Raw genomic sequence first — 23,340 nt, forward strand, 5'->3', positions numbered from 1 at the left:
TTAAGCAAGAAGTGGCATTTTATCTGCTACACGGTTAAGATAAAGTGATTAGGATTATCGTTTGCATTACTGATGATGCGATAGCTTAAAATAGAAAGTTTGTCCTCTTTGACTCTTTTACATATTGTTATTGGTTTTGTCCTCTTTTTTTTTATTGCATCTATGTTGGCAATCTACACTTATGGGCGTTTTGTGAAAAATGCTAGGGGGCAATGTTCTTATGCGTTACCTATTCAGAAAGATGAAACTAAGCTTGATCGTATCGTCAGTCAATTAGCTGAGGAAGAAAATGGATTGGGGATTGATAAAGATGCTCTTTCCCTCATTATCAGCAATTTGGATGCGTTTTGCGTTCGTGCAATAGGAGCTGCAGAGGCTGGGCGTAGCCTTGATCTGATGTATTATATTTGGGATGATGATTTAACAGGGCGTCTATTATTAAGTGAAATAGTTAAGGCAGCGGATCGGGGTGTTCGGGTACGGCTTCTTTTGGATGATATTAACGCTCAAGCACGTGATCCAGCTTATATTGCGCTAGATAAACACCCTCATATTGAGGTGAGAATGTTTAATCCAGGACGATCGCGTAAAGGTGGATTACGCCGTGGTTTAGAGATTATATTACGGGCGATTACTGTTACACGTAGAATGCATAATAAAGCTTTTATTGTTGATGGTAGGATCGCTTTTGTAGGAGGACGTAATCTTGCAGATTCTTATTTTGATGCTGGTGAAGAATCCCATTTTCGAGATTTAGATTTGATGTTAATCGGACCCTCTGTTAAAAAGGTGGAAAGTATTTTTGATGATTTTTGGAATAGTGCTGTTGTTTTGCCAATTCATACTTTGGTTGTTCCTAAAAGCGCAAGTGATCTTAGCTATTGGAAGGATAAATTACAAAAATTTCGGGATTCCAAGGTTGCAAAAGTTTATTTAGATTATGTCAAACAGCACATTAATTTTGATTGTTTTATTCAAACAGGAAGGCGGTTATTTTTAGCAGACAAAGTTGTTGTTCTTTCTGACCCTCCAGAAAAAGCATTGCGTAAAAAAGCAAGCAATTGGCTTATGAAGGCACTTTCAAAGGTTATTGGAAATGCCCAAAAAACGGTTCAGATTACGTCACCTTATTTTGTTCCTGGTAAGGTTGGAACGCAGAATTTTAGTAATTTGGTTTCAAAGGGTGTTGATGTAAAAATTCTGACGAATTCTTTAGCAGCTACTGATGTAGCACTGGTGCATGGGGGTTATGTATCGTATCGTAAGGCGTTGTTGAAAAGTGGTGTTAAGCTTTATGAATTAAAATCGGAGGGCAACACCCATGGATTACGGTTGTTTCGATCGAGTAAGGCAAGTTTACATGCCAAAGCTTTTTTAATTGATCGTAAAACAGCTTTTATTGGATCTTTAAATTTTGATCCCAGATCAGCATCATTAAATACAGAAATGGGCATTCTTTTTGAATGTGCTCCCATTACAGCAAGATTAGATTTGTTGTTTTCTGAAGAAACAACAGGAGAAATGAGTTATCATCTGCGTCTTGGTGATAATAATCGTATTTATTGGGATTTTATTGAAAATGAAAAAAAATATAGCATTGACCATGAGCCAGAAAGCAATTTTTGGCGTCGCACATTTACAAAAATAATAAGTTGGTTACCTATTGAATCACAATTGTAAATTTTTATAAACCACACTTAAAAAAAATATTTATTTTTCTTTTCATTTTGTTTGTAGCATGGCATAATTTTTTGCCAATCTACCATGTATGAGAACCGCAGTTGTATTTTAAAGCTCCTTGCGGTGTTTTATTATAAAAGGAATTTTGCTATGGCAAAGATTGTTGAAACGGGGACAGGTGCATTGGCACTGACTTTTGATGATGTACTTTTACAGCCCGGTCATTCTCTTGTTATGCCTAGTCAAGTGGATCTCAGTACGCGCATTGCAGCGGATATTAAGCTCAATTTGCCATTGCTTTCTGCTGCAATGGATACGGTAACAGAATCGCGTTTGGCAATTGCTATGGCTCAAGCTGGAGGTCTTGGAGTTATTCATCGTAATATGTCTCCTGCAGAACAGGCAGAAGAAGTCCGCCAAGTAAAAAAGTTTGAATCTGGTATGGTTGTTAATCCGGTGACAATTGGACCAGATGCAACACTTGAGGAAGCGAAATCTTTGATGCGCTCTCATGGCATTTCAGGTATTCCGGTTGTTGAAAATAGTGTTAAAGGTGAGACAGCAGGACGACTTGTTGGTATTTTGACCAATAGAGATGTTCGTTTCGCATCGGATCCAAAACAAAAAATTTATGAATTAATGACGCATGAAAATTTGATCACGGTGCGTGAAAATGTCAAACTTAATGAAGCAAAATATCTTTTACATCATCATCGTATTGAAAAATTATTAGTTGTGGATGAACAAAATCGTTGTGTCGGACTGATAACAGTTAAGGATATTGAAAAAGCAAAATTAAATCCAAATGCTGCTAAAGATTCTCAAGGGCGTTTGCGTGCTGCAGCAGCCAGTAGTGTTGGGAATGGAGGGATTGAACGTGCTGAACGCCTCATCGACGCGGGTGTTGATGTGTTGGTTATTGATACAGCGCATGGGCATTCTCAACATGTGCTAGAAACTGTTGAACGAATTAAAAAGATGGCTTCCTCTCTAGCTGTTATTGCTGGGAACGTAGCAACTGCTCAAGCAACGCAGGCATTGATTGACAGTGGTGCAGATGCGGTAAAAGTTGGTATTGGTCCTGGCTCTATTTGCACAACGCGTATTGTTGCTGGTGTCGGTGTTCCTCAACTTTCAGCCATAATGAATGCTGCAGAAGTTGCTGAAAAAGCGGGCATTCCCATCATTGCAGATGGTGGAATCAAAGCATCAGGTGATTTTGCTAAAGCTTTAGCTGGTGGGGCTTGTGCAGCGATGATTGGATCTCTTTTAGCAGGTACAGAAGAAAGTCCTGGTGAAGTTTATCTCTATCAAGGCCGATCTTTTAAAGCCTATCGTGGTATGGGATCTGTTGGTGCTATGGCACGAGGATCGGCAGATCGCTATTTTCAAGATGATGTTCGTGATGAACTTAAGTTGGTTCCTGAAGGTGTGGAGGGGCAGGTGGCTTATAAAGGTCCTATAGCATCAGTTCTACATCAGCTTGCTGGTGGACTTCGTGCTTCAATGGGATATGTTGGAGCAAAAGATCTCGTAGAGTTTCGTGAAAAAGCAACATTTGTACGTATTACGAATGCGGGACTCCATGAAAGTCATACGCATGATGTTTCTATTACACGGGAGAGTCCCAACTATCGTGGGCCAGTTTAAAGATATAAGAGCATAATGTCATATCGCATAAATTTAAATCTTCCGAGAACGAGAAAGGAAGACTGCGCTTTTTCTGTTTGTGATTTGGTGTAATAATCCCAAAAAGGAAAGAATTAGAGGTCAAAACTCTAACTCTTTCTGTTAAGACTATATGAAATAATTTATATAAAATTAGAATTAACTTTTTGTAGTCTTCCGTCCTGTCTTTGACGCACGTTGGCGAGTGTTTGTCTGATCACTTTGGACGGATTTCTTTCCGTTGTTTGAGGGCATTGTGTTATGACGGCTTTTAGATGAAGTTGTTTTTTCATTATTATAAGTCATTATTTTCTCCTTTTAAATTGTCTGGCAGTTGCCAGTAGAGTAAAAACGGTCATGCCAAATAGTGGTTCCAAGCATTTTCTAAAAAGTTAATTTTTTGGTGAACGTAAGATAAACTTTTTTAATTTTATGAGAAGATTTTTTCTATTTTTTCAGAAGGATAGCCATAAAAGATGGGAGATATTTGATTTTTTCTGCTATTCAGATAATCCTCATAAATTTTATTTAAAGAGTTTATTTTTTTCGTAATGCATGGCGGAAATAAGGTCTTTATGGATAACTGCGTATCTTTTAGTATAAGAGGTAGAGGGATAAAAAAGTGAATGGGCAGAAGATGAAAGGAAAAATCTAGATACTCTAATATTGGATCTTATAAAAAGCATGATCAAATCATTTTAATGTTGAATGTAAATTTTTAATGGCTTTGAGAAGGTTTTATTGGCAAGAAGAAGATAATATTATTTTTTTAGATGATTTAATTTTATTATTTTAATGGGAGAAATGAATGCGATTAGGTGGGCGTTTGCAAGCAGCAATAGATGTTCTCAAAGAGATAGAAATGAAGCATCGCCCAGTAGGAGAAGCTTTAAAGGATTGGGGCCTTTCTCATCGCTTTGCTGGAGCAGGTGATCGCGCAGCTATTGGTACAATCGTTTATGATGTGTTAAGACGACGCTATTCTTTACAATGGCGTATGGAGAGTGATGATATCCGAGATATCGCTTTTGGTGCCTTATTAGATTCTGGAAAAATGACGCTGGAGCAAATTGACGGTGAGTTGGCAGAAGATCGGTTTGCACCGCAGTTATTAGGAGCTAAACAGCGTAAATCCTGGCAAGGTCAGCAATTAGTGGATGCTCCAGACTATATTCGTGGTGATATCCCGCAATGGTGTCAAGCGCATCTTCGTCCTTTATTTGGTGATAATTGGATCACTGAAGCGGCTGCGTTAGCAACGCGTCCTTCTTTAGACCTACGGGTAAATAATCTAAAAGCAACACCAGAAAAGGTGTTGAAAGAATTAGCAAAAACCAAACTTAAATCTTTGCCATGGTTTGGGCAAGCTTTAAGAATTGCACCGATTGAAAAGTTTAACCGTCATCCTCATATTCAAGTGGAACCAGCTTTTCAAAAAGGACACTTTGAAATACAGGATTTAGGATCTCAAATTGTTGCTCACCTTGTGGAAGCGCAAGAAAGCATGCAGGTATTAGATTATTGTGCAGGTGCTGGGGGCAAAACATTAGCTTTAGCTTCTGATATGAACAATCGTGGGCAGATTTATGCTTATGATTCAGACAAAGCTCGTTTGGCTCCTATTTTTGATCGTCTTCGACGCGCTGGTGTTCGTAATGTACAAATACGAGTGCAAAGAGAAGAATTAAAACCATTAACAGGTCAGATGGATAGAGTTCTACTAGATGCGCCATGTAGTGGGACAGGAACATGGCGTCGTCGTCCAGATGCGAAATGGCGTTTAACATTAGAACAGGTGAAACAACGCCAAACAGAACAGAGGGCTATTTTGAATGAAGCGATAGCTTATCTTAAGCCAAAGGGGCGCCTAGTTTATATTACCTGTTCTCTTTTTACAGATGAAAATGAGAAACAAATTTCCCATTTCCTTCAACAACATTCTCATTTTGCTCCAATAGATATGCCAGCGCTTTGGCAGAAACATTTTAGTTTTTCTCCTGTGCAACCAGTTTTTTCAAATTATGGACTTACTTTGTCGCCAGCCACAACACAAACAGATGGGTTCTTTTTATCTGTGTTGCAAAAAAAACATTGATCTATATTTTTGCATTTTTTATCATAAATTTTATGAGAATAATCTTTTTCTTAAGAAAACAGGCTTGTGAAAAGAGAAAGATTGAATCATAACTCTCATGAGTTTTCTTTTACAATTGTTGATTGGTTTTCTATGAGCATATCGCATCCAGACACTGTTCTTATTATTGACTTTGGTTCACAAGTTACACAACTTATTGCACGACGGGTACGAGCAATGGGGGTATATTGTGAAATTGCTCCTTTTCAATTAGCTTTAGAAGCTGTGCGCCGCATAAATCCTAAAGCTATTATTTTATCAGGGAGTCCTTATTCCGTTATTGATGAGGGCTCTCCGCGTGCTCCAATGGAAATTTTTGAGGTGGGTATTCCGATTCTGGGTATTTGCTATGGTGAACAAGTCATGTGTGTTCAGCTTGGAGGAAAGGTTGAAGCTGGACATGAGCGTGAATTTGGGCGTGCTTTTTTGAAAGTGCAAGAAGAGAGTGCCCTTTTTGATGGAGTGTGGGAAAAAGGTTCTTGTTATCAAGTATGGATGAGCCATGGTGACCGTGTGGCAGCTTTACCAGAAGGTTTTCATGTCATAGGGACCTCAAACGGAGCTCCCTATGCGGCTATTGCTGATGAAAAAAGGCATTTTTATGCAGTACAGTTTCATCCTGAAGTTATCCATACACCAGATGGTACAAAACTTTTGCAAAATTTTATTCATAAAATCTCTGCTATTAAAGGTAGTTGGTCAATGGCTTCTTATCGTGAGCAGGCAATTGCTACGATACGACAAAAAGTTGGGAAAAGTCGTGTGATTTGTGGTCTTTCAGGGGGAGTGGATTCATCTGTTGTAGCGGTACTCCTTCATGAAGCTATAGGAGATCAACTGACATGCATTTTGGTAGACCATGGGCTGATGCGCAAGAATGAAGCAGAAGAAGTTCTCACGCTCTTTCGTGATCATTATAATATAGAGCTTATTCACGTTAATGCTGCCGATATATTTCTTAATGCTTTAGAAGGTGAGACAGACCCAGAAAAAAAGCGCAAAACGATTGGTCGCCTTTTTATTGAAGTTTTTGAAGAAGAAACTAAAAAAATAGGAGGTGCAGAGTTTTTAGCACAAGGGACGCTTTATCCAGATGTTATTGAGAGTGTGTCTGCTATTGGTAAAACGGTAACCATTAAAAGTCATCATAATGTGGGTGGGCTACCAGAACAGATGAATATGAAACTTGTAGAACCGTTGCGTGAGCTCTTTAAGGATGAGGTTCGCTTGCTAGGGCGAGAGTTAGGATTACCAGAGCAGTTTATTGGTCGCCATCCTTTTCCAGGTCCAGGTCTTGCAATTCGCTGTCCAGGTACTGTAACCCGTGAAAAATTAGAAATTCTACGTGAAGCAGATGCTATCTATCTTGAGGAAATCCGTAAAGCTGGTCTTTATGACGAAATTTGGCAAGCTTTTGCTGTTCTTCTTCCTGTTCAAACTGTTGGCGTGATGGGGGATGGTCGCACTTATGAATTTGTTTGTGCTCTTCGCGCCGTCACATCTGTAGATGGAATGACTGCTGATTTTTATCCCTATGATATGGCGTTTTTAAGTAAGACGGCAGCACGTATTATTAACGAAGTTAGAGGGATTAATCGTGTTGTATATGATGTAACCTCAAAGCCTCCTAGCACTATTGAATGGGAATAATTAAAATGAAGGATAAGTCTTTTTAAGAATAAAATATGACTGAGGGTTTGATATTCGAAAAGTGTAGAAAAAATCATTTAAAAATGATTGTGTATTTTCATATGATATAAGCCGGTATCTGGCAATCTGTACGCTAATATCGTTTAAAATTGAGAAGTGTGGAATTTTGCATGTCTGAGAAAAAAATTGTTGCACACCGTGGTGGAGCTCATCTTTATCCTGAAAATACTCTTTCGGCATTTAATAATGCTATAGCGTTAGGTGTTGATGAAGTTGAGTGCGACGTTCATTTGCTGAGAAGCGGTGAAGTGGTTGTCTTTCACGACTTTCGTCTAGACCAATTGGTTGGAAAAAAGGGGTATATTCACGACATTGATAATGAAACACGCAAACAACTCTGCGTAAAAGGAAGCCAAGAAGCACCTCCCTTATTAGAAGAGGTGCTTGATCTTTTAACACCAACGAATATCGCATTGCATCTTGAAATCAAGACATGTGGTGAAGTGGAGCGTGAAACAATATTATCCCAAAAAGCGCTTGCGCTAATAAAAAGCCGAAATTTATCAGAACGGGTTTCTGCAATTAGTTTTGATCCTTTGATCCTTCGTCCTTTTATTGAAGCAGGAATATCATCTGGTCCATGTGTTGATAATTTTGAAGGTGATATGTACCGTCATTTTTCTGAATGGAAGCAATTAGGTTATTCTGATCTAAGTTTAGATGGCTCTATTGTTTCACAGGACTTTATTGAATCAGCTCTTGAGGCTGGTTTTACTGTAGGGGTATGGACAATTAATGGAAAAGCTCGGTTATCACATTGGCTTGACATGCCTGTACATTATATTACGACAGATCAACCTGATCTCGCATTGCAATTGCGTGCGCAAAGGTAAAAAATACATCAATACAAAGAGAACTATATATCCTCATAAAGCTAGCGTAATGAAAGAAGAAAAAATATCGAATATATAACAATAATACATTGATTTATAATGATAATTAATAGTTTATTCATGTGAATAAGAGACTTTAATACGTAGGATTCTCTTATTTCGAATCTTTTTACAATGAATCAATCAAAATCATTCGTTTGCACATTACAAGCAGGGTTGGTGTGTGGATAAAAAATTATTGAAAAAAGAATAAAAATATTCATTTAACGTATTTAAAATGCAAGACTTGTTAAAGCATTAGGATCTCATATAATGATGTCGTTTTGCACTTTTATGAAGTGAAAATGATAGCATGCAAAAAGTCTTATATACTTTAGTGGAGAGGTTTTATAGCTTATTTTATAGGCGCTATCATGAAATGTAGATGTGTTGAAAGATTTTTTTAACAGCATGGAAATTGGTCATACAATGTCATTTTGTTTTGCATGAGGGGCGTGATCTCACTATAAGGAAGGAGACTATTAAGCGCTTCAAAATGATTTTCTTAATTTTAAGAAAAATTCTATTTGTCTCTTCGTTAAATTCAGTAGCAACATCGTGTTAAAGTTATAAGCCGAAATTGTAAGACAAATAACAAAAGAATAAACAATTCTTTTTAAAAAAGTAAATCCAGATATTAAAATAGCCATTGAATGACATTTACGATCTATATCTTTTTACCAAGTGACTGTGCTTATTTAAGCCATCTCATTTTTTTCAGATAGTTATAAACGCGTATCTCGTTAATACATAAGAAAGTTTATAAAAGAAAACGAATAAATTTAACAAATTCATTTGACCTTTTTGTGGTTCCTGTTTAAATGAGAGAATGTATTTCTGAAATAAAACTGTCATAGCATGTTCATGTGTAATACTATAAATTTAGGGGTAGTTTGTATTCCATCACTTCAGAAAGGATGAACCATGAGTCGTTTTTATCTTTCCATAGCGGCCACGGTTGCTATCATAATGTCCACAGCGGGAATAACAGCAAGTTTTGCGCAGACAAAAATCAGCTTTTGGCATTCTATGAGTGGTGAATTAGGAAAGCAAACTGAAAGTCTCATTAACGATTTTAATGCAAGTCAATCTGAGTATAAGGTTGTTCCTTCATTTCGTGGCGAATATGAAGAGGGGTTGATTTCACTTATTGCGGCATTTCGTGGAAAGAAACAGCCAGTGCTTGCTCAAATTTATGACGTTGGTACTGGAACTATGATGGCTGCAAAAGGCGCAATCTATCCATTTTATCAACTTATGGCTGATACAAAAAAAGAATTTGATCCTACAGATTATTTCCCTGCTATTAGTGGTTATTACTCCGATGAACAGGGACGTATCGTTTCTATGCCATTCAATATTTCAACTCCCATTCTTTATTATAACAAAGATATCTTTAAAAAAGCAGGGCTTGATCCAGAACAGCCTCCTAGAACATGGCAAGATATAGAAGACTTTTCCAAAAAAATTCTTGAGACTAAAGCAGCAACTTGTGGTTTTACAATGGCTTATGCCGCTCAATGGATTGGTATAGAAAATTTTTCAGCGTTGCATAATGTTCCTTTTGGAACGAAGGAAAATGGCTTTAAAGGACTTGATTCAGAACTTACATTTAATGGACCTTTACAAGTGCGTATGTGGACTGACCTGAAAAAGTGGTCTGATCAAGGTATTTTCCGTTATGGTGGTCCAGCAGGTGCTTTGGATTCAACACCAATGTTTATGGCACAAAATTGTGCAATTTTTATGCAATCTTCAGGATCACATGCTGGAATTGTTTCTGAAGCTCAGTTTGATGTGGGAGTTGGTATGCTGCCGTACTATAAGGATGCAGAAGGAACACCCCAAAATTCAGTTATTGGGGGAGCTTCTATTTGGGCGTTTAAGGGCCATACTCCAGAGGAATATGCAGGGGCAGCTGCTTTTCTTAAATTTCTTTCAAAAACAGAAAATCAAGCAAAATGGCATCAGGAAACAGGTTATCTTCCAACCACAAAAGCGACTTATGAATTGAGCAAAAAACAGCATTTTTATGAAAAAACGCCAGGTGCAGATATAGCTATCAAACAGATTAATCTTAATCCACCAACAGTTAACTCGAAAGGGATAAGATTTGGTAATTTACCACAAATCCGTGCCATTCTTGATCAAGAGTTGGAAGCTGTTCTTAGTGGTTCAAAAACACCGAAAGATGCTTTAGATGAGACCGTTGAACGTGGAAATAAACTCTTGCGTGAATTTGAAAAATCTAATCATTAATTTCGTTTATTGTTAAACATTAAAGACTCAACAAAAACAGTTGAGTTCTTTTTGTTTATCTTTTTTAAGTCTCTACATTTAAAGAGTCCTACGAATGCAAGAAAAACATGCATATTTTAAAAATAGTCTACTTTCTTACGGACTGCTTTTTCCTCAGCTTCTTGTGACTTTTTTGTTTTTCTTCTGGCCTGCTGCTCAAGCAATAAAATCATCTTTTGAGCGTGAAGACCCTTTTGGCTTTACAACAACCTTTATTGGTTTAGAAAATTATCTAACTGTTCTTTCTGATCCTACTTATCGGCAATCACTTCTTACAACCGCAGTATTTTCCATCTCAGTTACTGTCGCTTCAATGACAATATCACTTCTCTTAGCTGTCTGTGTTGATCGTGTCATCCGTGCAAAAAAGGCTTATACAATGCTTTTGCTCTGGCCCTATGCTGTTGCTCCAGTATTGGCAGGTATATTATGGCTGTTTATCTTTCATCCCACTATCGGAATTATCCCTTTTCTTCTCGAGAAAGTAGGGGTGCTATGGAATTATCGTATTAATGGCACTCAAGCAATGATTCTTATTGTTATAGCTGCTAGTTGGAAACAAATTTCTTACAATTTTCTCTTTTTTCTTACAGGTCTTCAGTCTGTTCCACGTTCTCAAATAGAAGCAGCCGCCATTGATGGTGCTGGTCCCTTTAAACGATTTTGGACTGTGGTCTTTCCGCAAATTTCACCAACGACGTTTTTCCTTCTTATTGTCAATGTCAATTATGTTATGTTTGATACTTTTGGTATTATTGATAATACAACTTCTGGAGGTCCTGCGCGTGCAACGAGCATCCTTGTCTATAAAGTATATGACGATGGCTTTAGAAATCAAATAATCGGTGCATCCGCAGCACAATCAACAATATTGATGTTGATGGTTATTGTCTTAACCTTTATTCAGTTTCGCTGGATTGAGCGCCGTGTACAATATTAGGAAGTAAATTATGGTTGAAAATCGCCCTGTTTTGAAATTTCTAACCCATATTACTCTCATTGTTGGTATTATCATTATTTGCTTTCCAGTTTATGTTGCTATCATTGCATCAACCCATAGTTCAGCAGCATTCAACTCAGGAACACTTCCTCTCTTACCTGGGAAATATACTTTGGAAAATTATAAAACAATCTTTGGTGATGGCCTTGCACAACTCGGTTTGCCCAACCTCTGGCCACTCTTAATGAATTCACTCATTATGGCTCTTGGGATTAGTATTGGAAAAATTATTATTTCACTTTTATCTGCTTATGCAATTGTTTACATGCGTTTTCCCTTCCGAAAAACTGCTTTTGTTCTTATTTTTGTTACATTAATGCTCCCTGTCGAAGTTCGTATTCTTCCAACCTATGAGGTTGTTGCGAAATTGGGGATGATCGACACCTATAGTGGAATGATTATTCCACTTATTGCATCTGCAACCGCTACATTTTTATTTCGTCAGTTTTTTCTGACTATTCCAGATGAACTCTTAGAGGCGGCACGTGTTGATGGTGCAGGTCCAGTTAAATTTTTTAAGGATATTCTTCTTCCTCTCAGCAAAAGCAATATCGCTGCTTTATTTATCATTATGTTTATTTATGGATGGATACAATATCTCTGGCCTCTTATCATCACAACGGATCAAAAGCATCAAACGATCCTTATTATTTTAAAACAGCTTATTGTCGAATCACTTCAACATGATCCTCAATGGAATATACTCATGGCAGTATCGGTTGTTGCCATGGTTCCCCCTGTTCTTGTTGTTATCTTCATGCAACGGCTTTTTATCAAAGGCCTTATTGAAACGGAGAAGTAATTATGGCCATAATCCAGTTATCAAATATAAAAAAACGGTATGACAACGGCATTCTGGTCATTGATGATTTAAACTTAACTGTTGCTGATAAAGAACTTCTTGTTCTTGTTGGTCCTTCAGGGTGCGGGAAATCAACCTTATTGCGTATTATAGCAGGACTTGAACAAGTTACCTCAGGTGAATTATGTATTGATAACGAACGCATCAATGATCGTGAACCAGCTGATCGTGATATTGCTATGGTTTTTCAAAATTATGCTCTTTATCCCCATATGACAGTTCGTGGAAATTTAGAATATGGTCTTAAAAATCGTAAAACCCCTAAAGAAGAAATTAAAAAACGCATCGCACATGCTGCAAAACTTTTGGAGATAGAATCATTTCTGGATCGTAAGCCACGACAATTATCAGGAGGACAACGTCAGCGTGTTGCAATGGGGCGTGTAATTGTACGCCAACCCCGTGTTTTTCTCTTTGATGAACCTCTTTCAAATCTTGATGCAAAATTGCGGGCGCAAATGTGTATTGAAATAAAAACACTACAGCGTTCACTAGGAACGACCAGCCTCTATGTTACCCATGATCAACTAGAAGCTATGACATTAGCTGATAGAATAGTCGTTTTGAATAAAGGAGCTATCGAGCAAATTGGAACACCAATGGAAATTTACGACACTCCAGCAACAACATTTGTTGCTGATTTTATTGGTTCTCCTCCTATGAATTTTCTTGATCGCCATGTCTTAGAACAACATTTAGGGCATTCATTTTCTTATGATGAAGAAACTGATCTTTTAGCATTCAGACCTGAAATAATCTTATTGGGCGAACATCCAGATAAAGGACCTGTCTTTCACACAAAAATTGAGCTTATCAAGCCTATTGGAACAGGTTGCCATGTTTTAACGCGTTGGAATGATATCATCTTTACGATTGAAATAAAAGAACGCTTGACACACGACTATGGTCAAAAACTAAGTTTCACTGTCGCTCATCAGAATTTTCATACTTTTAATAAAAACACTGGAAAGCGCACAAATAATAAGTAAGCATTAATTGATGTGACACGACTTTCTTTTATGTTGCGTCATGATAATGTTGTGTTTTGACTTTCTCGATTACATTTACAAAATCAGGTTGTACCCGATGGGATTAAAAACAAAATTTTAAAAGTTTTGGTAATGATCTATTGTTCCATGGCGCTGAGAGTGTCAAAATATTTATATGAAGAAAATTTGCATTTTCACGGTCTGTAAGAAGAATATTATTTTCAAACCTCAAACATAATAAAATCATTTTCATTATAAAAAATATCAATATAAAATAACCATTCATTAACTATATGTTTCTTGATGTAATAATTTATGTATCTTATAAAAAGTAAATGAGGGAAATAGAGGGAACCAATAATTCACAGATGAGAGGGGATGCGCCCCATATCTTAGCTCTGATCCCTAACATAAGAAGTCTATTTGATCCAAAAAATATGACGCTGTTCTAAATAGCCTGTACGAGAATAGGCATATTTTATTTTACCGCTGACCATATGATCTTAAATGGTTTCAGAGCTTCTATAAGAAGCTTTTATTTTTTCTCATGTAAATCACTATGCAATTTTCAGCTAGGGTATCTGGTCAGTTGCAAAAGAAATCACTGAGAGATAGAAGGCGCGCTTGTTTTAAAATTTTCATTACTTTTAATGATAAAAGCAGATGAAACACATCTGTAACATCCCATCAAATTTTCTATATTCTTGAGTTAAAAAATTGCCTATAGATCATCCTTAGATAGATCTTTATGAATATGACATAAGGGATTGGTGCGAATACCTATAAGAATTAGCAGGGACAAAGACAGTTATCTTGTTGTTTTGCAAAGCATTTTATAAAAGCTGATATATTTTTTTAATATATTGCCAGTCTATTAATGGTTTTATGATATTGCATTCTTATAAAGTGCGTACTTTTTTGTTGCTTATAAACCAACCTAAACTTTATACAACAGTATGTTTGAGACAAATATGAAGACGGTTCAGTGCTGTATTCAGCTTTTTATCTCTTTTGTAGAAGATCTTAATGTTTTGTGATGGCATCAATGATGGTATTCACATTATGTTCCATCATATCGAGATAAGTTGCTGCGGGGCCATTTTTATTTGACAGTGCATCAGAATAAAGTGTCCCACCAATTTTCAAACCTGTTTCTTTTGCAATCTGTTTTATGAGACGGGGATTAGAGATATTTTCAACGAATAGTGCAGCTGCTTTATTCGCCTTAATTTGTTTGATAAGTTTAGCAACATCGGCTGCGGTTGCTTCAGCTTCTGTTGAAGCACTTTGAGGGGCGAGGATAGTAAAACCGTATTCTTTTGCAAAATAGCCAAAGGCGTCATGAGATGTGATAATGATACGTTTATCTTTAGGGATGGTAGTAATTTTTGTTTTCAGGGTATCTTGTGCTATTTTAAGTTTTTGGATGTAGGTTTCGGCATTTTTTTTGTAGCTTGTGCAGGATTGTGGATCGATTTTACAAAAAGCAGCAGCGATATTCTTCACATAGATTTTGACATTGGGAATTGTTTGCCAAGCATGTGGATCAATAACGCTGTGGTGATGATGGGCGTTATGTTCTTGATTTTTCATTTTGAGGGAGGGAATGTTAGCGCTAACTTTGACAAGAAGTGCTTTTGTACCGCTTGCTGTAATGAGGCGATCAATGAATCCTTCTAAATGAAGTCCGTTGATGAAAATAATTTGAGCATTTCTAAGAGCTTGAACATCATGGGGGGTAGGTTCATAAGTGTGGGTATTTGCATTGGGACCTACAAAAGTGGTCATAGAGATATGGTTGTCTCCTACATTTTTTACGAGATCTGCGAGAATAGAAAAGCTCGCAACAACTTTGATTTTATTGTTTGCAGAAGCAGAAAATGGAGAAAAAGAAAGCAATAAAGCTCCAAGAAGAACAAATTTTTGAGCAAACTTAGGCACATTTTTTTCCTTAAAGTGAGGAGGTATAAAAGAGGTGGGGAAACCATGTTACAATAAGTCCACGTGGACTTATCAAGCAGGAAAAAAGATAAATAAATCCTGCGGCAATGATGATCGCAGGGCCGGAGGGAAGTGAAAGATGAAAAGAAAGCAGGAGACCACATACGCTAGAAATGATTCCAAAAAGAGTGGAAAGTGCGCAAATAGGGCCTAGCCGTGAAAACCAAAAACGGGCTGTAATAGCTGGAATCATCATAATGCCAACGGAAAGTAATGTTCCTAGTGATTGAAATCCTCCAACCAGATTCAACACCACAAGTCCAAGCAATGAAATATGAATATATTTACTCAATGGAGAGAGTGATTTAAAAAAGAGGGGGTCAAAGCTTTCTAAAACGAGTGCACGCCAAAAAATACAAAGGCTGCATAGTGTAATCAGCATTATAGTAGTGATTAACCAGAGGGCTTGTGCATCAAGTGCAAGAACCGATCCGAATAAGAGATGAAGCAGCTCAATTGTTGAGTCTTTTAGTGAGATAATAATGACACCTGCCGCGAGTGCAATAAGATAAAAGACAGTCATGGATGCATCTTCTTTCTGAAAGCTATTTCGTGAAATTAAAATGGTTGCTAAAGCGACAATAATACCAGCGAAGATGCCACCAAGTGTCATAGATATGAGGGAAAAGCCACAAATCAGAAAAGCAGTTGCAACACCAGGAAGAATGGCATGAGAGATAGCATCTCCTGTCAAGCTCATTCCACGGAGCATCAAAAATACACCAACAGGACAAGCGCTAATAGACAGGAAAATAGAACCGATAAGGGCGTTTTGCATAAATTGGAAATCAACAAAGGGAGCAAGAAAAAATGCATACACGTCTTATAACCTAAGAAAGAGAGGATCATTGATAGGAAGATTTTGTTTTTGTGTGCTAATAGGAAAAGAATTGGAGGTGAGAGGTGGCATAACGTGATGAATAGTGTTGTTTAAAAACTGGGTTGTTTCTCCATAAAAGGCGTTTTGTTGATTAATTTGAATCATTTGGGGGAAAAATTCTTGCACGATGAGAGGGTTATGGAGTGCTGTGAGAACTGTGCGTCCTTGCTGTTGCCAGTATGTGATCAGTGCAAGAAGGTCTTTTTGGGTCTTATGATCTACACCATTAAAAGGTTCATCAAGCAAAATAATATTGGCATCTTGCACAATGATACGTGCGAAAAGAGCGCGTTGTAATTGCCCGCCTGATAATGTTTCAAGCGAACGGGGTGCGAGTTCTGTAAGCCCAACCATTTCAAGCGCATTTTGAATCTGAGAATCATAAGGGCGCTGGCTTTTCCATAATCCACAAAAAGACCACAGCCCTGTTTTTACAAGCGTTTTCACATCAATTGGAAATGTTTGATCTACATCACATTGCTGAGAAAGATAAGCAATGCGGCTTTTTTTTGGTTTTGTAATTTTTCCCTTAAGAGGTTTAATCAATCCGGCGATGGCTTTTAGCAGTGTCGATTTTCCAGCGCCATTATCACCTGTTATTGCGACCAATGAACCAGCTTTTAACTTCGCTGAAAAGTTCTTTATTGCTATTCTATTTCCATAGCCTAATGTTGTCTTATTGAAGTGCAGATCCATATTTTTTACCATCGTTGCTTATTATTTTGGAAACTATGTAATAATATAACGTTTGTCAATAAAATGTTATATTATTACATAATTTTGAGGACTGAAAATTTTAGTGTGAAGATCGTGGAAAATTAAAAATAATAATTGAATTCACCTTGACGAAAGAGAGAGAGTATATACTATATATAGTATCAAAATGATTGGTGATTCTAAATAAGCACAAGAGAGGGTGTTAGTGTGTTTCGTTTGGTATCTAAGTTATTTCCATTATTGTAAAGAGTTTATTGACCAAGGGCATAGCAGTGCTTTTGCTGAAGGATCTCTTTTGGAAGGATTCCTTTCGTTTTTGTAATTGATTTTTGCCGAAAAAGAGTAAAACAGAGCTCTTGAAAAACGGTAGTTTAGAACGTTAGTTTTTTAGACAGCAGGAGGGAATTGTAATGCAAGCAAAAGATTGTTTATAACTGGGGGGGGTTGCCATTTAAGTTATAGAATAATCGCTTATTCTCATCATAGTCTTTGAAGTTATTTGATGAGGAATTCTGTTATGTTCAGGAAGCTATGTACTATTTGAAAATAACCACATGTTTTGCGTACAATTTCTGTTTTTTGTTATTCTTGAGTACTTATAAAATTATTAGATTGACCTTTTAGGGTTGATTGTTTGGAATTGTGAAAGTTGAAGAAAATGTCGATCACTATTTATAGCAAACCATCTTGTGTCCAATGTGATGCTACACGCCGCGCTTTTGATGCAAAAGGCATTCATTATCGGGTTGTTGATATTTCTTGTGATGAACAAGCATACAGTTTTGTTCAATCTCTGGGGTATCGTCAGGTTCCTGTTGTTGTTTGTGGTGAAAATCATTGGTCTGGTTTTAGACCAGATATGATTAGTGGTCTTTGTGCTTAATGGGGCTTATTGTTTATTATTCGAGTGCAACGGGTAATACAGAACATTTTGTCTCGCAACTTGGTCAACGACTCTTCAAAATTGATAAAAGAAAGCCTTCTGCATTGGTTGGTAAACCTTATGTACTGATTGTTCCTACATATGCAGATGGTGAAGGAAGAGGAGCAGTGCCGAAAGCCGTTATCCATTTTCTTAATGAAGTTGAGAACCGAAAATTAATTCGTGGTGTCATTGGTGGTGGGAATCGTAATTTTGGTTGTTATTATAATTTAGCAAGTAAAATCATTGCTGAAAAATGTTGTGTACCTTGCCTTTATCGTTTTGAGCTGCGTGGAACTGATGAAGACGTTCTTTATGTAAAAAAGGGATTGGAAAGATTTTGGAAACAATTGGTATAGGACAATCGCAGAAATCGGATCAGATTACTGATTATCATGCGCTGAATGCAATGCTTAATCTTTATGATGAAAATGGTCATATTCAATTTGATATGGATCGACTTGCCGCACGGCAGTATTTCCTTCAGCATGTTAATCAAAATACAGTTTTTTTTCATAACCTGAAGGAAAAAATAGATTACTTAATAGAAGAAGGTTATTATGAAAAAGCTTTATTTGATCTTTATGATTTTTCTTTTATTAAAAAACTTTTTAAACGTGCTTATGCATTTAAGTTTCGTTTTCCCACCTTTTTAGGCGCATTTAAGTATTATACCAGTTATACACTGAAGACTTTTGATGGGAAACGTTATCTTGAACGTTATGAAGATCGCGTCTGTCTTGTAGCTTTATATTTGGCACAAGGAAATAAATCTCTTGCTGAAAATTTTGTGGATGAAATTGTTACAGGCCGGTTTCAACCGGCTACACCGACATTTTTAAATGCTGGGAAAAAACAACGTGGTGAATTGGTTTCGTGTTTTTTGCTACGTGTTGAAGATAATATGGAATCGATAGGTCGTGCGGTTAATTCGGCTTTGCAGCTTTCAAAACGTGGTGGAGGTGTGGCGCTTTGTTTAACGAATTTGCGGGAAGCTGGGGCACCAATTAAGCAAATAGAAAATCAGTCCTCAGGAGTCTTACCGGTGATGAAACTCTTGGAAGATTCTTTTTCTTACGCCAATCAGCTTGGGGCCCGACAGGGGGCTGGTGCTGTTTATTTGCATGCCCACCATTTAGATATTATGAAGTTTTTGGATACAAAGCGTGAAAATGCTGATGAAAAAGTTAGAATCAAAACGCTTTCGCTTGGTGTCGTTATTCCTGATATTACTTTTGAGCTTGCACGGAATAATGAGGATATGTATCTCTTCTCATCTTATGATATCGAGCGTGTGATAGGGAAGCCCTTTAGCGATATTTCTTTAACGGAGCATTATCGTTCTTTTGTTGATAATGCAAAAATTCGTAAAAAGAAAATAAGTGCACGCGTTTTTTTCCAGACATTAGCGGAAATTCAATTTGAGTCGGGTTATCCCTATATTTTATTTGAGGATACTGCTAATCGATCGAATCCGATAGCTGGGCGCATAAGTATGAGCAATTTATGTTCAGAAATTTTGCAGGTGAGTGAGGCGAGTGAACTGGAGACAGATTTAACTTATCGAACGATTGGAAGTGATATATCCTGTAATCTTGGATCCATGAATATTGCCAAAGCAATGGAAAGTCCTGATTTCGGACAGACCGTGGAATCTGCTGTTCGTGCTCTTACTGCGGTTTCGGATATGAGCAATATTGCCTGTGTGCCTTCCATTGCGAAAGGCAATGCTGAAAGTCATGCGATTGGTTTGGGACAAATGAATTTGCATGGGTTTCTAGCACGTGAGCAGATCTATTATGGGTCTCCAGAAGCGATTGATTTTACCAATATCTATTTTTATATTGTGACATATCACGCTATACGGGCTTCCAATTTGATTGCACGTGAACGTCAAGAAATGTTTGCTGGGTTTGAAAAATCAGCTTATGCAGATGGACGTTTTTTTGAAAAATATATTGAAAAAGAATGGAAACCGCAATTTGCGCTTGTGCAAGAGCTTTTTGCACGGAATAATATTGTTATCCCAGATCAAAAGGATTGGCAGGAACTCAAAAAATTAGTCATTGAGTATGGGCTGTATAACCGCAATTTGCAGGCAGTTCCCCCTACGGGATCTATTTCCTATATTAATCATGCTACTTCTTCTATTCATCCAATTGCTTCAAAAATTGAAATTCGCAAAGAGGGAAAAATTGGGCGGGTTTATTATCCCGCTCCTTATATGGATAATACGAATTTGAATTTTTACCAAGATGCTTATGAGATTGGTCCTGAAAAAATTATAGATACCTATGCTGCTGCAACACAGCATGTTGATCAAGGTCTTTCATTAACATTATTTTTTCCTGATACCGCTACCACACGTGATATTAACCGCGCACAAATTTATGCCTGGAAAAAGGGTATAAAGAGTATTTACTATGTACGATTACGGCAAGTAGCGTTGAGTGGAACAGAAGTTGATGGCTGTGTTTCGTGTAGTTTATAGGAGATCATCATATGACAAAGATTACAACCAAAAATCCTGTTGTGTGCGCTGTTAATTGGAATAGATTACATGATGAGAAAGATCTTGAAGTATGGAACCGCTTAACTGGGAACTTTTGGTTACCTGAGAAGGTTCCACTTTCCAATGATATTCCCTCATGGTCAAGCTTAACAGATGAAGAACGTAAATTAACAATTCGTGTTTTTACAGGACTAACGCTTTTAGATACAATTCAAAACACCGTAGGAGCCATTTCGCTTCTGGCTGATGCAATAACAGAGCATGAGGAGGCAGTGTTGACGAATATTGCTTTCATGGAAGCGGTTCATGCACGTTCTTATTCCTCTATTTTTTCAACCCTTTGTTCGACGGTAGAGGTTGATGATGCGTTTAGATGGTCAGAAGAAAATATTCATTTGCAGAAAAAGGCTAGATTAGTACTTGAGCGTTATGAAGCAAATGATCCACTTAAGAAAAAAATTGCTTCGACTTTGCTGGAAAGCTTTTTATTTTATTCTGGCTTTTATTTGCCCATGTATTGGGCCAGTCGCGCTAAGTTGACCAATACAGCAGATCTCATTCGATTAATCATTCGTGATGAAGCAGTCCATGGTTATTATATAGGTTATAAATTCCAATTGGGCTTTGCAAAGCTTGATGAAGCCAAAAGACAAGAAATTAAAGATTTTGCTTTTAACCTGCTCTTTGACCTTTATAATATCGAGTGCAAATATACTGAAGATCTTTATGATGCACTTGGATTGACAGAAGATGTTAAAATTTTTCTTCATTATAATGCTAACAAGGCTTTAATGAATTTAGGTTTTGAAGCTCTTTTTCCCCCTGAGGTTTGTCGTGTTAATCCCGCTATTTTGGCAGCTTTATCACCAAACTCTGACGAAAATCATGACTTTTTTTCAGGGGCAGGTTCTTCTTATGTCATTGGCAAGGCGGTTGCTACCACGGATGATGATTGGGAATTTTAATGTTTGCATGCAAATAGAAGTGCGCGGGGTATTCCACTTAGATCTTTACGCACTTCTAAACATTGAAAACCATTTTTTTTAAATAAATTGCAGACTTCATTTTCTTGAGAGTAACCAATTTCAACAGCGACATAGCCGTTTTCTTTTAAGTAGTTGGCTGCTTCATGGGCGAGTTTTCGATAAAAATAAAGTCCATCTTCCCCTCCTATCAGGGCGCGCAATGGGTCATGTAAGCGCACTTCTTTTGCAAGTTTTTTGATATCTTGTGCGGGAATATAAGGTGGATTGGAAACAATGAAATCAAAGCGATCTGCGACGGCATCAAACCAGTCGCTAAGAAGAGGTGTGAAGCGGTGTGCTACTTCAGCATTCTTTGCATTTTTTTTCGCTGTTTTAAGGGCATCTTCAGAAATATCGACTGCCACCGCATAGGATTGGGGAATTTGTTTAAGGAGTGTAATGGCAATGGCGCCACTTCCTGTTCCCATATCAAGGAATGTTGTTCTTCCCGAATTTTCGACCTGTTTTTGGAGAAAAGGGAGAACAAGATCTATCAGCGTTTCTGTATCAGGACGAGGTTCTAACGTCTCTTGAGACAATGTAAAAGATATACCATAAAATTCTCGTGCTCCTATAATACGATAGACGGGTTCGCCTGCAATACGCCGTTGTAAAGCCTGTTCTATTTGTATAATATGCTCAGAAGACAGATGCATATCTGGTTTAGAAATTCTTTCAGCAGCATTTATTCCTGTTATCCATTCAACGAGTATTTTCGCATCGAGATCGGCTTCAGCAATTCCTTTCGTGCGCAATTTTTCTTGCATTTGTTGGATGACATTCTTGAAAGAATATTTTCTCAATTATTATCCATTTCCATCAGCAGTGTTGTTTGATGATCTGAGATGAGTGCATGAAGAAGCTCATCAAGATCTCCCTCTAGAATGCGATCAAGCTTATACAAGGTTAGATTAATACGGTGATCCGTGACACGTCCTTGTGGAAAATTATAGGTACGAATACGTTCTGAACGATCACCAGAACCAACTTGGCTTTTACGAGAAGCTGAACGTTCACTTTCCGCTTTTTGTCGTTCGATATCGAATAAGCGTGCCCGTAAAATTTGAAGGGCTCGTGCTCGGTTTTGATGTTGTGATTTTTCTGCTTGTACGACCATAATTCCTGTTGGAATATGCGTGATACGAACAGCTGAATCCGTTGTATTAACATGCTGTCCTCCTGCTCCAGATGCACGCATTGTGTCAATACGAATATCTTCAGGGCGAATATCAATATCAATTTCTTCAGCCTCCGGAAGGACTGCAACGGTAGCAGCAGATGTATGGATACGTCCACCGGTTTCTGTTTCGGGGATGCGTTGCACACGATGAACCCCTGATTCATATTTCAATTTAGAAAAGACACCTTTTCCTGAGATAGTAGCAATAATCTCTTTATATCCGCCAACTTCTCCCTCACTGAGTGAAATAACTTCTACTTTCCAATGGTGAGCATGGGCATAACGTTCATACATACGGAAAAGATCACCGGAAAAAAGTGCTGCTTCTGATCCACCTGTTCCTGCTCGAATTTCAACAATAGCGTTTTTTTCATCAGCAACATCTTTAGGCAAAAGCAGAATCTGGAGTTCTTTTTCAAATTGCTCTACTTTTTTATATAACAATGGTAGCTCTTCTTGGGCAAGATTACGCATCTCTATATCTGTTTGTTTATCATTGATAATCGTTTCTAATTCTGTAATCTCTCCGTAAAGAGCATTTAATGCGCGTATAGAGGCAATAACGGGTTGTAGTTCTGCATATTCAGAAGCTAATTTGACATATGTTTCAGCATTTGGATTAGTCGTCATTTGGCTTTCAATTATTTCAAAGCGCTTTTCAAGCTGTCTCATACGATCTTGTGGCAAAGAAACCATGATAATATTGGCCTAATTTTTCATAATACAATTTTTATAATATTTTGTTGCAATGATTTTTCGTTATAATGCTGACAATGAATTACCGTATAGCATCATACAAAAAGGGGTAATAGAGCAAAAAAATTTTTTTGCCAATGGAAACTGTTATATCTTAAAGGTAAATTTTTATAAAACTTGATTTACCTGAGGTA

General features: G+C 37.4%; 18 protein-coding genes. 13 read left to right on the plus strand and 5 right to left on the minus strand.

Features of this window, described 5'->3' with window-relative positions:
- Positions 1-108: 108 nt before the first annotated feature.
- From ACFIJP_RS03620 to ACFIJP_RS03660, 9 genes are all read left to right on the plus strand, one after another.
- Entirely contained in the window at positions 109-1,680 is a 1,572-nt protein-coding gene (locus ACFIJP_RS03620; protein ID WP_375625585.1) for a phospholipase D family protein, read from the plus strand.
- 150 nt (positions 1,681-1,830) lie between these two features.
- Positions 1,831-3,330, plus strand: a complete 1,500-nt coding sequence (gene guaB / locus ACFIJP_RS03625; RefSeq protein WP_375625586.1) for an IMP dehydrogenase — start codon at positions 1,831-1,833, stop codon at positions 3,328-3,330.
- An 826-nt stretch (positions 3,331-4,156) separates the two neighbouring features.
- Positions 4,157-5,443 (plus strand): RsmB/NOP family class I SAM-dependent RNA methyltransferase, encoded by a 1,287-nt coding sequence (locus ACFIJP_RS03630; protein ID WP_375625587.1) that lies wholly within the window; start codon positions 4,157-4,159, stop codon positions 5,441-5,443.
- A 132-nt stretch (positions 5,444-5,575) separates the two neighbouring features.
- Positions 5,576-7,132, plus strand: coding sequence for a glutamine-hydrolyzing GMP synthase (guaA, locus tag ACFIJP_RS03635; RefSeq protein WP_375625726.1), 1,557 nt, complete (start codon positions 5,576-5,578; stop codon positions 7,130-7,132).
- A gap of 170 nt (positions 7,133-7,302) precedes the next feature.
- A complete protein-coding gene (locus tag ACFIJP_RS03640) occupies positions 7,303-8,025 on the plus strand; it encodes a glycerophosphodiester phosphodiesterase (protein WP_375625588.1) in 723 nt (240 codons plus the stop codon).
- A gap of 963 nt (positions 8,026-8,988) precedes the next feature.
- Complete coding sequence (ugpB, locus tag ACFIJP_RS03645; RefSeq protein WP_375625589.1) at positions 8,989-10,323, plus strand: sn-glycerol-3-phosphate ABC transporter substrate-binding protein UgpB; 1,335 nt, start codon at positions 8,989-8,991, stop codon at positions 10,321-10,323.
- A gap of 94 nt (positions 10,324-10,417) precedes the next feature.
- Entirely contained in the window at positions 10,418-11,302 is an 885-nt protein-coding gene (gene ugpA / locus ACFIJP_RS03650) for a sn-glycerol-3-phosphate ABC transporter permease UgpA (RefSeq protein WP_375625590.1), read from the plus strand.
- Between the two features lie 10 nt (positions 11,303-11,312).
- Positions 11,313-12,164 (plus strand): sn-glycerol-3-phosphate ABC transporter permease UgpE, encoded by an 852-nt coding sequence (gene ugpE, locus ACFIJP_RS03655; protein WP_375625591.1) that lies wholly within the window; start codon positions 11,313-11,315, stop codon positions 12,162-12,164.
- Positions 12,165-12,166: 2 nt separating this feature from the next.
- Positions 12,167-13,213 carry a sn-glycerol-3-phosphate import ATP-binding protein UgpC gene (locus tag ACFIJP_RS03660; protein WP_375625592.1) on the plus strand — a complete coding sequence of 349 codons (1,047 nt, stop codon included), beginning with the start codon at positions 12,167-12,169 and terminating at the stop codon, positions 13,211-13,213.
- 1,023 nt (positions 13,214-14,236) lie between these two features.
- Here the strand turns inward: ACFIJP_RS03660 and ACFIJP_RS03665 are convergent.
- The 3 genes from ACFIJP_RS03665 to ACFIJP_RS03675 are packed head-to-tail and all read right to left on the minus strand — an operon-like array spanning position 14,237 to position 16,790.
- Positions 14,237-15,154, minus strand: coding sequence for a metal ABC transporter solute-binding protein, Zn/Mn family (locus tag ACFIJP_RS03665; RefSeq protein WP_375625593.1), 918 nt, complete (start codon positions 15,152-15,154; stop codon positions 14,237-14,239).
- A gap of 10 nt (positions 15,155-15,164) precedes the next feature.
- Entirely contained in the window at positions 15,165-16,034 is an 870-nt protein-coding gene (locus ACFIJP_RS03670; RefSeq protein ID WP_375625594.1) for a metal ABC transporter permease, read from the minus strand.
- 3 nt (positions 16,035-16,037) lie between these two features.
- Complete coding sequence (locus ACFIJP_RS03675) at positions 16,038-16,790, minus strand: ABC transporter ATP-binding protein (RefSeq protein WP_375625595.1); 753 nt, start codon at positions 16,788-16,790, stop codon at positions 16,038-16,040.
- A 679-nt stretch (positions 16,791-17,469) separates the two neighbouring features.
- Here ACFIJP_RS03675 and nrdH point away from each other — a divergent pair.
- From nrdH to nrdF, 4 genes are read left to right on the plus strand one after another with little or no spacing between them, the layout of a single operon-like run.
- Positions 17,470-17,694 carry a glutaredoxin-like protein NrdH gene (gene nrdH, locus ACFIJP_RS03680; protein ID WP_005774163.1) on the plus strand — a complete coding sequence of 75 codons (225 nt, stop codon included), beginning with the start codon at positions 17,470-17,472 and terminating at the stop codon, positions 17,692-17,694.
- Positions 17,694-18,092, plus strand: a complete 399-nt coding sequence (gene nrdI / locus ACFIJP_RS03685) for a class Ib ribonucleoside-diphosphate reductase assembly flavoprotein NrdI (RefSeq protein ID WP_375625596.1) — start codon at positions 17,694-17,696, stop codon at positions 18,090-18,092. The genes nrdH and nrdI overlap by 1 nt, the downstream gene beginning before the upstream one ends.
- Positions 18,074-20,224, plus strand: coding sequence for a class 1b ribonucleoside-diphosphate reductase subunit alpha (gene nrdE, locus ACFIJP_RS03690; RefSeq protein WP_375625597.1), 2,151 nt, complete (start codon positions 18,074-18,076; stop codon positions 20,222-20,224). Before nrdI ends, nrdE begins: the two co-directional genes overlap by 19 nt.
- Positions 20,225-20,235: 11 nt before the next feature.
- A complete protein-coding gene (gene nrdF / locus ACFIJP_RS03695) occupies positions 20,236-21,210 on the plus strand; it encodes a class 1b ribonucleoside-diphosphate reductase subunit beta (protein WP_273722534.1) in 975 nt (324 codons plus the stop codon).
- Here the strand turns inward: nrdF and prmC are convergent.
- Together prmC and prfA are read right to left on the minus strand one after the other, a co-directional pair.
- Positions 21,207-22,073 (minus strand): peptide chain release factor N(5)-glutamine methyltransferase, encoded by an 867-nt coding sequence (prmC, locus tag ACFIJP_RS03700; protein WP_375625599.1) that lies wholly within the window; start codon positions 22,071-22,073, stop codon positions 21,207-21,209. The two genes, nrdF and prmC, sit on opposite strands and share 4 nt — an antisense overlap.
- Entirely contained in the window at positions 22,070-23,146 is a 1,077-nt protein-coding gene (gene prfA, locus ACFIJP_RS03705) for a peptide chain release factor 1 (protein WP_375625601.1), read from the minus strand. Before prfA ends, prmC begins: the two co-directional genes overlap by 4 nt.
- Positions 23,147-23,340: the final 194 nt, after the last annotated feature.

It is taken from the genome of Bartonella sp. MU37NMGALS (assembly GCF_042194015.1).
In the GTDB taxonomy this organism is placed as follows: Bacteria; Pseudomonadota; Alphaproteobacteria; order Rhizobiales; family Rhizobiaceae; genus Bartonella; species Bartonella grahamii.